Genomic DNA, 14,336 nt, shown 5'->3' on the forward strand with positions numbered 1-14,336 from the left:
CGTCGGCCACCCCTGAATGAGGTGAAAATCCATGCGTGTTCTGCTCGTCGAAGACCATCTGCAACTGGCCGAAAGTGTTGCTCAGGCGCTCAAGAGCACGGGTCTTACCGTGGATGTGTTGCACGATGGGGTGGCGGCCGACCTTGCGCTCGGCAGCGAGGAGTACGCGGTGGCGATCCTCGATGTCGGCCTGCCGCGCATGGACGGGTTTGAGGTGCTGGCGCGATTGCGCGCGCGCGGAAAGAATTTGCCGGTGTTGATGTTGACCGCACGCAGTGATGTGAAGGATCGCGTGCACGGCCTCAATCTTGGCGCTGACGACTACCTTGCCAAACCTTTCGAGTTGACCGAACTGGAAGCGCGGGTCAAGGCCCTGTTGCGCCGCACTGTGCTCGGCGGCGAGCGTCAGCAGCGTTGCGGTGTGCTGGCCTACGACCTCGACACCCGTCGTTTCACCCTCGGCGAGGAATTGCTGAGCCTGACGTCTCGCGAACAAGCGGTACTCGAAGCACTGATAGCAAGGCCGGGGAGGGTGATGAGCAAAGAGCAACTGGCGTCGCAGGTGTTTGGCCTTGATGAGGAGGCCAGCCCTGACGCGATCGAAATCTACGTGCATCGCTTGCGCAAGAAACTCGATGGCCAACCGGTGGCGATCGTAACCTTCCGTGGCCTCGGCTATCTGCTGGAAAGCCGCGATGCATAAGCCCAGCAGCTTGCGCTGGCGGTTGCTGTGGAATCTGGCGATATTGCTGGTGGTGTTGATGCTTGCCAGTGGCTTGAGTGCTTACTGGAATGGCCGCGTCGCCGCCGACACTGCCTATGACCGAACCTTGCTGGCCTCGGCGCGAACCATCGCTGCCGGCTTGTCCCAGCGTGACGGCACCCTCAGTGCCGATGTGCCTTATGTGGCCCTCGATACGTTCGCCTACGACAGCGCCGGGCGGATCTATTACCAGGTCAACGACATTCATCAGAAGTTGATTTCCGGTTACGAAAACCTGCCAGGACCGCCGCCCGGCACGCCAAGAACCGACGATTATCCGGCATTGGCGCGCTTCTACAACGCTACCTACCGGGGCCAGAACGTGCGCGTGGTCAGCCTGCTCAAAGCGGTGAGCGAGCCGAACATGAATGGCATGGCGGAAATCCGCGTCGCTGAAACCGATGAAGCTCGCGTCAGCATGGCACGCGGTCTGGCGGGCGATACGTTGCTGCGATTGGGCATGTTGGCGATTGGCGCGTTGCTGTTGGTCTGGTTCGCGGTCAGTGCAGCGTTGCGGCCATTGGAGCGGTTGCGCACGGCGGTGGAGGAGCGTCAGCCCGATGACTTGCGCCCGTTGCCATTGGTGGAAGTGCAGCACGAGTTTGGTCCGCTGGTAAGCAGCCTCAACCATTTTACCGAGCGCCTGCGCGGCCAATTTGAACGTCAGGCGCAGTTCATCGCCGATGCGGCGCATGAATTGCGTACGCCATTGGCAGCGCTCAAGGCGCGGCTTGAGTTGGGTTTGCGATCAAGTGAACCCGAGACGTGGCGCAGCACTCTGGAATCCTGCGCGCAAAGCACCGATCGTCTGACCCATTTGGCTAATCAGTTGCTGTCGCTGGCCCGCGTCGAAAACGGCGCTCGGGCAATTGCCGAGGGCGGCGCGCAGTTGCTCGATCTGAGTCAATTGGCCCGTGAACTGGGCATGGCCATGGCGCCGCTGGCGCACGCGCGCGGTGTCGCCCTGGCGCTGGAGGCGGATGAGCCGGTGTGGTTGCGTGGCGAGCCGACGCTGCTCAATGAGTTGCTGAGCAATCTGGTGGACAACGCATTGGCGCATACACCGTCGGGCGGCAATGTGATTCTGCGGGTCACGGCGCCGGCGGTGCTTGAGGTTGAAGATGACGGGCCGGGGATTCCGCTGGAGGAGCGTGATCGGGTGTTCGAGCGCTTCTATCGGCGTAATCAGCAGGTGGCGGGCTCGGGTTTGGGCTTGGCGATTGTCGGTGAGATTTGTCGGGCGCATCTGGCGCAGATCAGCCTGCACGATGGTGAGCAGGCGGGGTTGAAGGTGCGGGTGAGCTTTATCGCCGGGTGATTTGTATGGGGTGTGCAGGCCTCTTCGCGAGCAAGCTCGCACAGTGGGCGCGTAAACCTGTGGGCTTGCTCGCCAATGGCGTGGTTTCAGATCAGTAAAACATCGTCCGCGACTCTTCCAGGTCTGCGCACAACACTTTGTTCTCGGGATCGATCCCAAGCTTCCTGAACGCCGGGACAGTGAGCGGATCAATGCGTGCAAACGGATGATCGGTGTCCTTGTGGCAATACAGGCTAGCCACTTGCACCAGATCGACGTAATCGATTTCAGCCGAATCGCGTGTGAAATCCTGATAAAGCCCCGGCAATTTCACCAGTCGCTCGGGGAACTCCCAAACGCGCAGCAGTTTGTCACCCAGCAGCGGATGAATGTTGTCGATCACATGGTTGAGGCTGACCGGGTCCGACAGCAGTTCGTAGTGGTCCTCGGCGTAGGTCAGAATCGGCAGCACACCGATCTGATGCACCAACCCGCCCAATGCCGCCTGATCGGGCTTGAGCTGGGAGTAGCGGCGACACAGCGCATAACTGACCCCGGCGATTTCCAGGCTCTTGCGCCAGACGTCGCGCATTTTCTGTTCCACCACTTCGGAACTGGCGTGGAAAATCTGCTCCATCACCAGGCCGATCGCCAGATTGCTGCTGTAGTTGATGCCCAGTCGGGTGATGGCCGTGTGCAGGTCGGTGACTTCCTGCGCCGCGCGCAGCAGGGGGCTGTTGACCACTTTGATCAGGCGCGCCGAGAGCGCGGTGTCTCGGCCTATCACTTTGCTCAGGTCGCTGACGCTGATTTCCGGATCTTCAGCGGCCTTGCGAATTTGCAGGGCCACCTCCGGCAACGTGGGCAGAACCAGGTCATCGTTGTCGATGGCCTCAATCAAATCCTTTTGGACCTTATCCGCCAGTTCGCTCATTTAGACTCTCTAGGGTGTTGCACAAACGCTGCGATCAGCGCTGGATTTCGCGGTCGCGATCCAGTTCGTAGGGCAAATCGAGCAAGTGCAGTGTCTGGCCTTCAAGGCTGCCCAGATGCAGATTGCCCGCTTCGGCAGCTTCGGCCTGCAGCACCGCCAGTAGTTCAATGTTTTGTCCGGCGTGGGCGGCCAGTACGATTTCGCCGATCGAACTGTTGTGGCTCGGCGCGAACAGTTGCGTGCCGGGCTCCGGCAACTCACCCGCCTCCAGGCTCACGCGATACAGGCGGCGCTTGAGTTTGCCCAGGTATTGCATGCGCGCGACGATTTCCTGGCCGGTGTAGCAACCCTTCTTGAAACTTACGCCGCCAACTGCTTGCAGGTTGAGCATCTGCGGGATGAACAGTTCGCGGGTGCTCGGCATGACCTGGCCGATACCGGCGCGGATCTGGCCGAGCAGCCAATGATTGAGTTCACCTTCAGGCAGGACCGCCGACAATTTGCTTTTGATCGCATCGGCTTGATCGGCCGGCACCCAAAGTTCGGCACGGTCCGGCGAGACGCGAATCGCGACCAGACCTTCACTGCGCACGACGCTGTCGGTTTCCGCCGGCAAGTCCAGACCGAGGCTGGTCAAGGCGCTGTCACCATGCGACAGGCCGAAACGCACCCAAGCGGCGCTTTCATCAGTCAGTTTGGATTTGGAGAACACGGCGTATTTTTTCAGATCCGCCAGTTGCGGCTCCAGCAGCTCACTGGCCATGGCCAGCACCACGCCGTCACCTTCGAGCAGAATGCGGAAACTGGACTGCATCCGGCCTTTTTGTGTGCAGCGCGCACCCAGACTGGCCTTGGTGTCACTCAGGTAGTTGATGTTGCAGGTCAATTGGCCTTGCAGGAATTTTCCGGCATCCGCGCCGCGAACCGCGAGAACGCCTTCATGAGACAGGGTGCAGAAAAAAGCAGAATCGGCCATGGGTCTTCGCAGGGTAAAAAAGTCTGGGGCACATCATAAGGGGGCGTTGTTGAAATGGGTAGTTCATAAAGGATCGATGGTGCCCGACCAAAGCCGACTGTGCGAGCCGCGTGGGGGCTGTATACTTGCCGCCAAATTTGAGGAGGGCCCCATGGTCGAACAAGTTGAACTCAATCGCCTCTTTTGGCACAGCCGTCGCGGCATGCTTGAACTTGACGTGCTGCTGGTGCCGTTCGTGAAAGAGGTTTACGCAGACCTGAATCAGGTGGATCGCGATTTGTACGTGCGACTGCTGACGTGTGAGGATCAGGACATGTTCGGTTGGTTCATGGAGCGCAGCGAGTCCGAAGATCCGGAATTGCAACGCATGGTTCGCATGATCCTGGATCGTGTTCAGCCCAAGTAATACGTTCGAATGCCGCTGGCATGCCTCACGGCAGTTGCTGGCGGCGTATCTATTGGCCCAGGCATTCGCTTTGGGCTCGTTGTGCCTACTGTCTATTCCTCTCTGGGCGAGTCTGGTCGGTGCTTTCGGCTGCCTGGTTCACGGTTTCTGGGTATTGCCGCGGCAGATCCTGCTGAGTCATCCAAAAGCATTTTGTGGATTGCGTCGAGATGCCGATGGCTGGCAATTGTGGAATCAGGTCGAAGGCTGGCAAGCCGTGCAGTTGCGCCCCGACAGTCTGGCGCTGCCGTTGATCGTGGTGCTGCGCTTTCGTTTGCGCGGGGAGTGGCAGGTCAGGTCGATCTGTGTGCCTCGGGACTCGCAGACGGCGGATCTGCACCGACGTCTGCGAGTACGACTCAAGTTCAGCCGACGTAGGTGGGCGGCACCAGAATAGTGTCGAGCGCTTCGGGCAGCAGGTCAGGATAGTCGAGGGTGTAATGCAGGCCGCGACTTTCCTTGCGCTCCATGGCTGAGCAAATCATCAGCTCAGCAACCTGGGCGAGATTTCGCAGCTCAATCAGATCGCGACTGACTTTATAGTTGCTGTAGAACTCGTCGATCTCGTCCAGCAACAGGCGCACTCGGTGCTGGGCCCGTTGCAGGCGCTTGTTGGTGCGCACGATACCGACGTAGTCCCACATGAAACGGCGCAGTTCATCCCAGTTGTGCGCAATGATTACGTCTTCGTCGGAATCAGTGACCTGGCTGGCGTCCCACGCGGGCAGGGCGCTTGGCGCTGTCACATCATCGAGTTGCGCCAGAATGTCTGCCGCCGCCGAGCGGGCGTAGACGAAACATTCCAGCAGCGAGTTGCTGGCCATGCGATTGGCGCCATGCAGGCCGGTGAAACTGGTTTCACCGATGGCATACAAACCCGGTACATCGGTGCGACCGTTTTGGTCGACCATGACTCCGCCGCAGGTGTAGTGCGCGGCGGGTACGACCGGGATCGGTTGTTGAGTGATGTCGATGCCGAAACCGAGACAGCGTTCATAAACCGTCGGGAAGTGACTTTTTATAAAGGCTTCAGGCTTGTGGCTGATGTCGAGATAGACACAATCCACACCCAGACGCTTCATTTCATGGTCGATGGCGCGTGCGACGATGTCTCGCGGTGCGAGTTCGGCGCGCTTGTCGAAGCGGTGCATGAAGCGATCGCCATTGGGCAGCTTCAAGTGCGCGCCTTCGCCGCGCAACGCTTCAGTGATCAGGAAGCTTTTGGCTTGCGGGTGATACAGGCAGGTGGGGTGGAACTGATTGAATTCGAGATTTGCCACGCGGCAGCCCGAGCGCCAGGCCATGGCGATGCCATCACCACAGGCGCCGTCAGGGTTGCTGGTATAGAGGTAGACCTTGGCAGCCCCGCCGGAAGCCAGAATCACGAAACGCGCTCCATAGGTATCGACTTCACCTGTGGCGCGGTTCAACACGTAGGCGCCCAGGCAGCGGTCGCCGTCCATGCCCAAGCGTCGTTCGGTAATCAGATCGACGGCAACCCGCTGCTCCAGCAGTTCGATGTTGGAGCGTTCTTTGGCTTGGGTCAGCAAGGTTTTGAATATCGCAGCGCCGGTGGCATCGGCCGCATGGATGATGCGCCGGTGACTATGGCCGCCTTCGCGGGTCAGGTGGAATTCAAAGCCGCCGTCTTCAGTGCCGGACTGTTCGTCGCGGGTGAACGGCACGCCTTGATCGATCAGCCACTGGATGGCTTCCCGGCTGTGCTCGACGGTGAAGCGCACGGCGTCTTCATGGCACAGACCGCCGCCGGCGTTCAGGGTGTCATCGACGTGGGATTCGACAGTGTCGGTGTCGTCCAGTACGGCGGCGACGCCACCCTGGGCCCAGAACGTCGAACCGTTGGCGAGATCGCCCTTGCTCAATACGGCAATGCGCAAATGGCCTGGAAGGGTCAGCGCAAGACTCAGACCGGCAGCACCGCTGCCAATGACCAGAACATCGTGTTGAAACTGTTGGCTCATTTCAGGATTCCGCTCAAAGCGACCCGGATCGGGGGTGGCGCAAGACAGCTGGATTGGCGAGTCAAGACAACCACACAGCCCACTAGTATATAGAGGGGTGGGGCGGCACAATAGCCGGGCCTATATGGCATTGTGAAACTACTGTGACGGAAAAAGCCGTGTGTTTCGTCGGAAGATTTTCCATGAGTTTTGGGAAAAGACGACTGTATCGACGATGAAACAGACTTTTCCTTCCCGGGGTTGCCCAATGTGGAGTGGGTGCGTCTATAAATAATTGGAACTTTTGCCAAAGGCCCAAGATCAATAGACGGTGCCAGAAACAAGGGACAGTGTCGGCTTACGTGCGGAATCTGCGGTTGGGTTCCTGCCGGCGAAACCGATGACAAGATTATTCGCGCAGCCGGTTTATCCCGCGCTGCGTTTTTCGTGCGTGCCAAAACAGAGCCCGCAGGAAACTTGCTTGGAGGGGGAGAACTTTTGCGAAAAGCCCGAGTCTATGGTTGCAAGTCTGGTCATTTAGTTATGCAAGTCTCCTCCGGGCTTATCGAGGAGTGTTCATGCTAACCCAGGAAGAGGATCAGCAACTGGTCGAACGCGTTCAACGTGGCGACAAGCGAGCTTTCGATCTGCTGGTGCTGAAATATCAGCACAAAATTCTCGGGTTGATCGTGCGTTTTGTGCACGACACCCATGAAGCCCAGGACGTGGCTCAGGAAGCCTTTATCAAGGCGTATCGAGCACTTGGAAACTTTCGCGGCGACAGTGCGTTTTATACGTGGCTGTACCGTATTGCCATTAACACGGCGAAGAATTACCTGGTTTCACGCGGCCGCCGGCCGCCGGATAGCGATGTAAGTTCCGAAGATGCAGAGTTCTACGACGGCGATCATGGCCTCAAGGATCTCGAATCACCAGAACGTGCACTGCTGCGGGATGAGATCGAAGGCACCGTCCATCGAACCATTCAGCAACTGCCAGAGGATTTGCGTACGGCTTTAACTTTACGTGAATTCGATGGTCTGAGTTACGAGGACATTGCGAGCGTCATGCAGTGTCCGGTGGGTACCGTGCGCTCTCGGATTTTCCGCGCCCGGGAGGCCATCGATAAAGCCCTGCAGCCGTTGTTGCAGGAAAACTGAGACAGCGGCGACAGCCAAGAGAGGAACGCCATGAGTCGTGAAGCCCTGCAGGAATCGCTGTCCGCAGTGATGGATAACGAAGCGGACGAATTGGAATTGCGTCGAGTGCTCAATGCACTGGACGACGTTGAAACCCGTGAGACCTGGGCTCGTTACCAGATCGCTCGGGCAGCCATGCACAAGGATTTGCTGCTTCCACGTCTGGATATCGCTGCGGCAGTGTCTGCTGCACTGGAAGACGAAACGGCTCCGGCCAAAGTATCCCGTAGCCCATGGCGCAACCTCGGCCGTCTGGCTGTTGCAGCCTCGGTAACTGTTGCCGTTCTGGCCGGTGTTCGTCTTTACAACCAGGACGAAATTGCAGGTGTTGAACTGGCACAGCAATCGAACCAGCCAACCCTGGCCACTCCACAAGTAAAAGGCCCGGCTGTTTTGGCAGGCTATAGTGAGAGTTCGGAAGCCACTGGCCCTATGGCCAACGGCGTACTGCAAGGTCAGCCGGGCTGGCACGATCAGCGTCTGCCGGGTTACTTGCGCCAACACGCTCAACAGGCAGCTCTGAAAGGTACTGAAAGCGCACTGCCATATGCACGTGCAGCGAGCCTGGAAAACCGTTAAGGAGGATCATGCGCGCCATACCTCTACTCTCGCTTCTGCTCAGTGGCTGGTTCGTTGTTCCAGCCCACGCCGACGAGGCCCAGGACTGGTTGACCCGTCTGGGCCAGGCCGAACAGCAGCAGAGCTTTAAAGGCACATTCGTTTACGAGCGTAACGGTAGTTTTTCTACCCATAACATCTGGCATCGCGTCCAGAATGGCCAGGTTCGCGAGCGTTTACTTCAGCTCGACGGTTCTGCACAGGAAGTCGTGCGCATTGATGGACATACTCAATGCGTCAGCGGCACCCTGATTGCCGGGCTGGGGGATACTCCCAACTCCGCCGCTCGCTCTCTCGATCCGCAAAAGCTTAAGAACTGGTATGACCTTGCCGTCATTGGCAAATCGCGCGTGGCCGGGCGAGACGCAGTGATCGTATCGCTCACGCCTCGTGACCAGCATCGTTACGGGTTTGAGTTGCATCTGGACAAGCAGACCGGGCTGGCGCTCAAGTCATTGTTGCTCAATGACAAAGGGCAGTTGCTCGAACGCTTCCAGTTCACCAGTCTCGATACCGCCGATGTACCCTCTGATAAAGACCTGCTGGCCGACGCCGACTGCAAGCCCGTCAAGCTCGACAGCGACAAGGCTTCTGCCGTGAAAACGGCTCAGGTCTGGCATTCAGTGTGGTTGCCCCCCGGCTTCGAACTGACCAGCAGCGCTTCGCACAAAGATTCGGAAACAAAGGCGCAGGTCACCAGCCTGATGTATGACGATGGCTTGGCGCGCTTCTCGGTTTTCCTTGAGCCATTGAATGGCGCTACCGTTACGGATACTCGCACCCAGTTGGGCCCGACTGTCGCCGTATCCCGTCGGTTGACCACGCCGGAAGGCGAGATCATGGTCACCGTGGTGGGTGAGATTCCAATCGGCACTGCCGAACGAATTGCGCTTTCGATGCGTAATACCGATGCCCCAGCAACCAGCAAGCAGTGAGCTGATTTCAGTCATTACTCTTTCTTCGTTCAGACGGAGATGAAATGTTTGTTGAGTATTTTCATTTGCAAATCACCCGGAAATTTTTTATAGGTCAGAGCCTCACGGCTCTGGCCTTGTTTGTTTTTCCTGGAAGAAAAATACCGGTGTGTGGTTTCCGGTGTTCCTTGTTCCATATCGCTTAAACCTGCTCGTCGTAACGGGAGCTGTATGTCGATACCTAGCTTGAAGTCTTATCTCTCCATTTTCGCCACCGTGCTGTTGCTCGGTCAGGCCGTACCTGCTGCGCAAGCAGCCGATCTGCCTGACTTTACGCAACTGGTCGAACAAGCTTCGCCGGCAGTGGTGAACATCAGTACCACGCAGAAATTGCCGGATCGCAAAGTGAACCAGCAGATGCCCGATCTCGAAGGCCTGCCACCGATGCTGCGCGAGTTCTTCGAACGCGGGATGCCGCCTCAGCAGCGTTCGCCTGGCGGCGGACGCCAGCGTGAAGCGCAATCGCTGGGTTCGGGGTTCATCATCTCTCCGGATGGCTACATCCTGACCAACAACCACGTGATTGCCGATGCTGACGAAATTCTCGTACGCCTGGCTGATCGCAGCGAAATGAAAGCCAAGCTGGTCGGCACTGATCCGCGCTCCGATGTGGCTTTGCTGAAAATCGAAGGCAAGGATCTGCCGGTGCTCAAGCTTGGCAAGTCCCAGGATTTGAAAGCTGGCCAATGGGTGGTGGCAATCGGATCGCCTTTCGGCTTTGACCATACGGTGACCCAAGGCATCGTCAGCGCCGTGGGTCGTAGTCTGCCGAACGAGAACTACGTGCCGTTCATTCAGACCGACGTGCCGATCAACCCGGGCAATTCCGGTGGCCCACTGTTCAACCTGAACGGTGAAGTGGTCGGGATCAACTCGCAGATCTACACCCGTTCCGGCGGCTTCATGGGTGTGTCGTTCGCGATCCCTATCGATGTGGCAATGGATGTGTCGAACCAGTTGAAGAGCGGTGGCAAGGTCAGCCGTGGCTGGCTGGGCGTGGTCATTCAAGAAGTGAACAAGGATCTGGCCGAGTCGTTTGGTCTTGATAAACCGGCCGGTGCGCTGGTTGCACAGATCCAGGATGATGGTCCGGCGGCCAAGGGCGGTCTGCAAGTGGGCGACGTGATCCTGAGCATGAATGGTCAACCGATTGTCATGTCCGCTGACCTGCCGCATCTGGTTGGTGCACTGAAAGCGGGTACCAAGGCCAATCTGGAAGTGATCCGTGACGGGAAGCGCAAGAATGTCGAACTGACAGTCGGTGCCATTCCTGACGAAGACAAAGAACTGGATGTTCTGCCGAAGTCCGGAACCGAAACGAGCAGCAACCGCCTCGGTGTGTCGGTGGGCGAGCTGACTGCTGAGCAGAAGAAGGCGTACGACCTCAAAGGGGGGGTGGTCATCAAGGAAGTGCAGGACGGTCCTGCGGCGTTGATCGGTCTGCAACCAGGTGATGTCATCACCCACCTGAACAACCAGGCCATCGGCTCCACCAAGGAGTTCGCCGAGATCGCCAAGGCGCTGCCGAAGAATCGCTCGGTGTCGATGCGTGTTCTGCGCCAAGGTCGCGCGAGCTTCATTACCTTCAAACTGGCTGAATAAGCAGGCTGACGGTTAAAAAAAACCGCCTCGAAAGAGGCGGTTTTTTTATACCTGAAGCTTTTATATCGATGGTATGACTCAGCCCATCATGTCCTTGACCATGCGTTCCTGCTCCAACAACTCGCGTTGGCGTGCGTCAATGCGCGCGGACAGCGGGAAGTTGCTGCCCGCCTTGCGTTTGGCAAAATCGAGCTGCTGGATCGCCTGACGGTAATCGCCGACCAGCGCGAAGTACTCGGCGCGTGCTTGGTGCAGGCCGATGATATTGCCTGACAAACCACGGGTTTCGGCAACCTGATACCAGACGTCCGGATCATTCGGGCGTGATTTGAGCAAGCCTTCCAGCGCCTTTTCGGCATCGGCGGCGCGATTCTGTTTGAGCAGCAGGTCGACACGAACCTGGTTCAGCGGATAGTTGCCCGGATACTGCGTGAGCATGCGGTCAACCCGCGACTGTGCATCGGGCAGGCGATTGTTGGTGATGTCCAGGTCGACCTGAGCAAGGTTGTAGATGATCTCGTTTGGCGACTTGGCCAGCAATTGCTTGAGGTTCTCCCGGGCTTCATTCAACTGGCCACCCTTTATCTGCGCGATCGCCAGACCATAGCGCGCCACATCGTTTTTCGGGTTTTCGTCCAGTTGCGCGCGAAAGCGCTTGGCACCCAACCCCGGGGTTCCCTCGTAGATCAGTTGGACGCGGGCGCGAATCAACTGATAGCGCATGGAGTCTTCGATGCCGCCGGGCTTGGCCTGTTCGGCGCGGTTGCGGGTGTCGGCGATCCGCGATTCGGTAACCGGGTGAGTCAACAGGAATTCCGGTGGCTTGGCATCGAAACGATACTGGCGCATCAAGCGCTCGAACATGTTCGGCATCGAGCGCGGATCGTACCCGGCCTTCTCCAGATTGAGGATGCCGATACGGTCGGCTTCCTGTTCGTTCTGGCGGGAGAAGGTCCGTTGCGACTGAATCGCAGCAGCCTGAGTGCCCGCGATGGTTGCAATACCAGCGTCACCGCCACCGGCCGCGGCAATCACGATCCCGGCCAGCAGCGCGGCCATCATTGGCACTTGCATCCGCTGTGACGCCTCGACACCGCGGGCGAAGTGGCGTTGTGACAAGTGAGCCAGTTCGTGCGCCAGTACCGACGCGTATTCGCCCTCGGTCTGCGCATTGAGGAACAGTCCACCGTTGACCCCGACCACGCCGCCCGGTGCCGCAAAAGCGTTGAGCTGCGGGCTGTTGATCAGGATGAATTCAAGGCGCCGGTCAGTAACCTGGCTAGTCTCCACCAGCTTGTAAACGCTCGATTCGACGTAGTCCTTGAGCTGTGGATCGTTGAGTTGTGAAACCTGACTGCGCAACATGGCCAGCCAGGCGCGACCGAGCTGGTATTCCTGTTGTGGCGAGACAATGGCAGAGCTGGCGTCGCCGAGTGACGGCAGATCGTCGGCAAAGCCCGGTGAGGCGAGCAGGCAAGCGAGCGTCAGCAGGGTAGGGCGCAGAAAAGTCATGCACAAAGCCTTAGAAGACAAAGACCTTACTGTAGCCGGACACCAGGCCTGCGACCAGATATTCTAGGCCGCTCGACTGACCTGATCCGGAGTGAAGCAATGACTGACGCTGTAGCCCATGATGTGGAACTGGACGCCAGCGGCCTGAATTGTCCGTTGCCGTTGCTCAAGGCAAAAATGGAACTGAACAAGTTGTCCAGCGGTGCGGTGCTCAAGGTGATCGCCACGGATGCGGGCTCGCAGCGCGATTTCCGCACCTTTGCCAAATTGGCCGGTCATACGCTGCTGCGTGAAGAAGACGAATCGGGCGTCTATCGTTACTGGTTGAAAAAGGCCTGAACCTGACAGCGTAAAAGACCTAAGGATTATTGATGTTCAAAGTGTTACGCGACTGGATTCAGCGCTACTTCTCCGACGAAGAGGCTGTGGTGTTGGCGGTGCTGCTGGTGCTGGCCTTTACTGCGGTGCTCACCCTCGGCGGCATGCTTGCGCCTGTATTGGCGGGGATGGTGCTGGCGTATCTGATGCAGGGCCTGGTGGTCACGCTGGAGCGTCTGCGCATGCCGGGCGGTGCTGCGGTGGCGTTGGTGTTTGCGCTGTTCATGGGCGTCTTGATGCTCTTCATCGTCGTGGTGTTGCCGCTGCTGTGGCATCAGTTGATCACGCTGTTCAACGAGCTGCCGGGCATGCTTGCCAAATGGCAATCGCTGCTTTTGTTGCTGCCGGAGCGCTATCCGCATCTGGTGTCCGACGAGCAAGTGTTGCAGGCCATCGAAGTGGCGCGCGGCGAGATTGGCAAATTCGGCCAGTTGGCGCTGACGTTCTCGCTGTCGAGTTTGCCACTGTTGGTGAACATCATGATCTACCTGGTCTTGGTGCCGATCCTGGTGTTCTTCTTTCTCAAGGATCGGGCAATGATCGGCGAGTGGGTACGCGGCTATCTGCCCCGCGAACGGGCGCTGATCACCCGTGTCACGCAGGAGATGAACCGCCAGATCGCCAATTACATTCGCGGCAAAGTCATCGAGATTGTGATTTGCGGCGGCGTGACCTACATCGCTTTTGTCGCGCTGGGCCTCAACTATGCGGCGCTGCTGGCCTTGCTGGTCGGGGTTTCGGTGGTGGTGCCGTATGTCGGAGCGGTGGTGGTGACGGTGCCCGTGCTGCTGATTGCGTTGTTCCAGTGGGGCTGGAGCGATCAGTTCATCTATTTGATGGCTGCTTACGGGATCATCCAGACACTGGACGGCAATGTGCTGGTGCCGTTGCTGTTTTCCGAGGCGGTCAATCTGCACCCGGTGGCAATCATTTGCGCGGTGCTTTTGTTTGGCGGGTTGTGGGGGTTTTGGGGCGTGTTCTTTGCGATTCCCCTGGCGACGCTGTTCAAGGCAGTGCTGGATGCGTGGCCGCGCAAGGAGCCAGCGGTGGCGCCATTGCTTTAGTGGCTGATCCGTATTGTTCGGTGCGGCTTGAGGCCCATTCGCGAGCAAGCCCGCTCCCACATAGGAACCGTGGCGTTCACAGATCCAGTGTGGGAGCGGGCTTGCTTGCGAAGGCGTCAGTGAAAACGACGCAACAACATCAGGCCTTGTTCAGATCCTGAGCCGCCGCCAGCACCGCATCCACATGCCCCGGCACTTTCACGCCGCGCCATTCCTGACGCAGTACACCGTCCTTGTCAATGAGGAACGTGCTGCGATCAACGCCCAGGTATTCCTTACCGTACAGCTTCTTCAGCTTGATCACGTCGAACAGTTGGCAGACGGCTTCGTCCTTGTCGCTGATCAGCTCGAACGGAAATTCCTGCTTGCACTTGAAGTTCTCGTGGGACTTCAGGCTGTCGCGGGAAATGCCGAAGATTTCCGTGTTGGCAGCCTTGAATGCCGCGTACTGATCTCGAAAGCCCTGGCCTTCGGTGGTGCAGCCCGGGGTGCTGTCCTTCGGATAGAAGTAGATCACCACTTGCTTGCCCTTCAGGGCAGAGAGGCTGACGGTTTGCCCGCTGGTGGCAGGTGCTTCGAAATCCGCTACCGGTTGGTCGATGACAACGGCCAT

Annotated in this window: 15 protein-coding genes; 10 read left to right on the top strand and 5 right to left on the bottom strand. The window is 58.4% G+C overall.

Annotated features, from left to right (window positions below; translation table 11 throughout):
* Positions 1–31: 31 nt before the first annotated feature.
* Both ACIOWA_RS01270 and ACIOWA_RS01275 read left to right on the top strand, forming a co-directional pair.
* Positions 32–703: a response regulator gene (locus tag ACIOWA_RS01270; protein ID WP_339430741.1), complete on the top strand. Its 672-nt coding sequence runs from the start codon at positions 32–34 to the stop codon at positions 701–703.
* Positions 696–2,081 carry a sensor histidine kinase gene (locus ACIOWA_RS01275; protein WP_401157797.1) on the top strand — a complete coding sequence of 462 codons (1,386 nt, stop codon included), beginning with the start codon at positions 696–698 and terminating at the stop codon, positions 2,079–2,081. The genes ACIOWA_RS01270 and ACIOWA_RS01275 overlap by 8 nt, the downstream gene beginning before the upstream one ends.
* Before the next feature lie 91 nt (positions 2,082–2,172).
* On the opposite strand, the gene ACIOWA_RS01280 is transcribed toward ACIOWA_RS01275, so the two are convergent.
* Positions 2,173–2,994, bottom strand: a complete 822-nt coding sequence (locus tag ACIOWA_RS01280; RefSeq protein ID WP_339430743.1) for an HDOD domain-containing protein — start codon at positions 2,992–2,994, stop codon at positions 2,173–2,175.
* 34 nt (positions 2,995–3,028) lie between these two features.
* Positions 3,029–3,970, bottom strand: coding sequence for a folate-binding protein YgfZ (locus ACIOWA_RS01285; RefSeq protein WP_339430744.1), 942 nt, complete (start codon positions 3,968–3,970; stop codon positions 3,029–3,031).
* Positions 3,971–4,121: 151 nt separating this feature from the next.
* Here ACIOWA_RS01285 and ACIOWA_RS01290 point away from each other — a divergent pair, with 151 nt between their 5' ends.
* Both ACIOWA_RS01290 and ACIOWA_RS01295 read left to right on the top strand, forming a co-directional pair.
* Positions 4,122–4,376 carry a succinate dehydrogenase assembly factor 2 gene (locus tag ACIOWA_RS01290; protein WP_093438371.1) on the top strand — a complete coding sequence of 85 codons (255 nt, stop codon included), beginning with the start codon at positions 4,122–4,124 and terminating at the stop codon, positions 4,374–4,376.
* The gene (locus ACIOWA_RS01295; protein WP_339430745.1) at positions 4,360–4,812 is read left to right on the top strand and encodes a protein YgfX; all 453 of its coding nucleotides are present in this window, start codon (positions 4,360–4,362) and stop codon (positions 4,810–4,812) included. The genes ACIOWA_RS01290 and ACIOWA_RS01295 overlap by 17 nt, the downstream gene beginning before the upstream one ends.
* Here the strand turns inward: ACIOWA_RS01295 and nadB are convergent.
* Positions 4,781–6,397 (bottom strand): L-aspartate oxidase, encoded by a 1,617-nt coding sequence (gene nadB, locus ACIOWA_RS01300; RefSeq protein ID WP_339430746.1) that lies wholly within the window; start codon positions 6,395–6,397, stop codon positions 4,781–4,783. The genes ACIOWA_RS01295 and nadB overlap by 32 nt on opposite strands.
* Before the next feature lie 557 nt (positions 6,398–6,954).
* Between nadB and rpoE the strand changes: the two genes are divergently transcribed.
* The 4 genes from rpoE to ACIOWA_RS01320 all read left to right on the top strand — a co-directional run bounded on the left by rpoE (position 6,955) and on the right by ACIOWA_RS01320 (position 10,769).
* Positions 6,955–7,536 carry an RNA polymerase sigma factor RpoE gene (rpoE, locus tag ACIOWA_RS01305; RefSeq protein ID WP_003172477.1) on the top strand — a complete coding sequence of 194 codons (582 nt, stop codon included), beginning with the start codon at positions 6,955–6,957 and terminating at the stop codon, positions 7,534–7,536.
* 30 nt (positions 7,537–7,566) lie between these two features.
* A complete protein-coding gene (locus ACIOWA_RS01310; RefSeq protein ID WP_007911408.1) occupies positions 7,567–8,154 on the top strand; it encodes a sigma-E factor negative regulatory protein in 588 nt (195 codons plus the stop codon).
* 8 nt (positions 8,155–8,162) lie between these two features.
* On the top strand, positions 8,163–9,128 hold the full coding sequence (locus tag ACIOWA_RS01315) for a MucB/RseB C-terminal domain-containing protein (RefSeq protein ID WP_401157800.1): 966 nt from the start codon (positions 8,163–8,165) through the stop codon (positions 9,126–9,128).
* A gap of 210 nt (positions 9,129–9,338) precedes the next feature.
* Complete coding sequence (locus tag ACIOWA_RS01320) at positions 9,339–10,769, top strand: DegQ family serine endoprotease (RefSeq protein ID WP_401157802.1); 1,431 nt, start codon at positions 9,339–9,341, stop codon at positions 10,767–10,769.
* Positions 10,770–10,847: 78 nt separating this feature from the next.
* On the opposite strand, the gene ACIOWA_RS01325 is transcribed toward ACIOWA_RS01320, so the two are convergent.
* Entirely contained in the window at positions 10,848–12,281 is a 1,434-nt protein-coding gene (locus ACIOWA_RS01325; protein ID WP_339430749.1) for a M48 family metalloprotease, read from the bottom strand.
* 99 nt (positions 12,282–12,380) lie between these two features.
* Between ACIOWA_RS01325 and ACIOWA_RS01330 the strand changes: the two genes are divergently transcribed.
* Positions 12,381–12,620, top strand: a complete 240-nt coding sequence (locus tag ACIOWA_RS01330) for a sulfurtransferase TusA family protein (RefSeq protein WP_221729408.1) — start codon at positions 12,381–12,383, stop codon at positions 12,618–12,620.
* A gap of 32 nt (positions 12,621–12,652) precedes the next feature.
* Entirely contained in the window at positions 12,653–13,723 is a 1,071-nt protein-coding gene (locus ACIOWA_RS01335) for an AI-2E family transporter (protein WP_339430750.1), read from the top strand.
* A 139-nt stretch (positions 13,724–13,862) separates the two neighbouring features.
* Here the strand turns inward: ACIOWA_RS01335 and ACIOWA_RS01340 are convergent, their stop codons facing one another.
* On the bottom strand, positions 13,863–14,336 hold the full coding sequence (locus ACIOWA_RS01340) for a peroxiredoxin (RefSeq protein ID WP_095119107.1): 474 nt from the start codon (positions 14,334–14,336) through the stop codon (positions 13,863–13,865).

Origin of the sequence: Pseudomonas sp. NPDC087614 (assembly GCF_044743485.1) — a bacterium.
GTDB classification, from domain to species: Bacteria; Pseudomonadota; Gammaproteobacteria; order Pseudomonadales; family Pseudomonadaceae; genus Aquipseudomonas; species Aquipseudomonas baetica_A.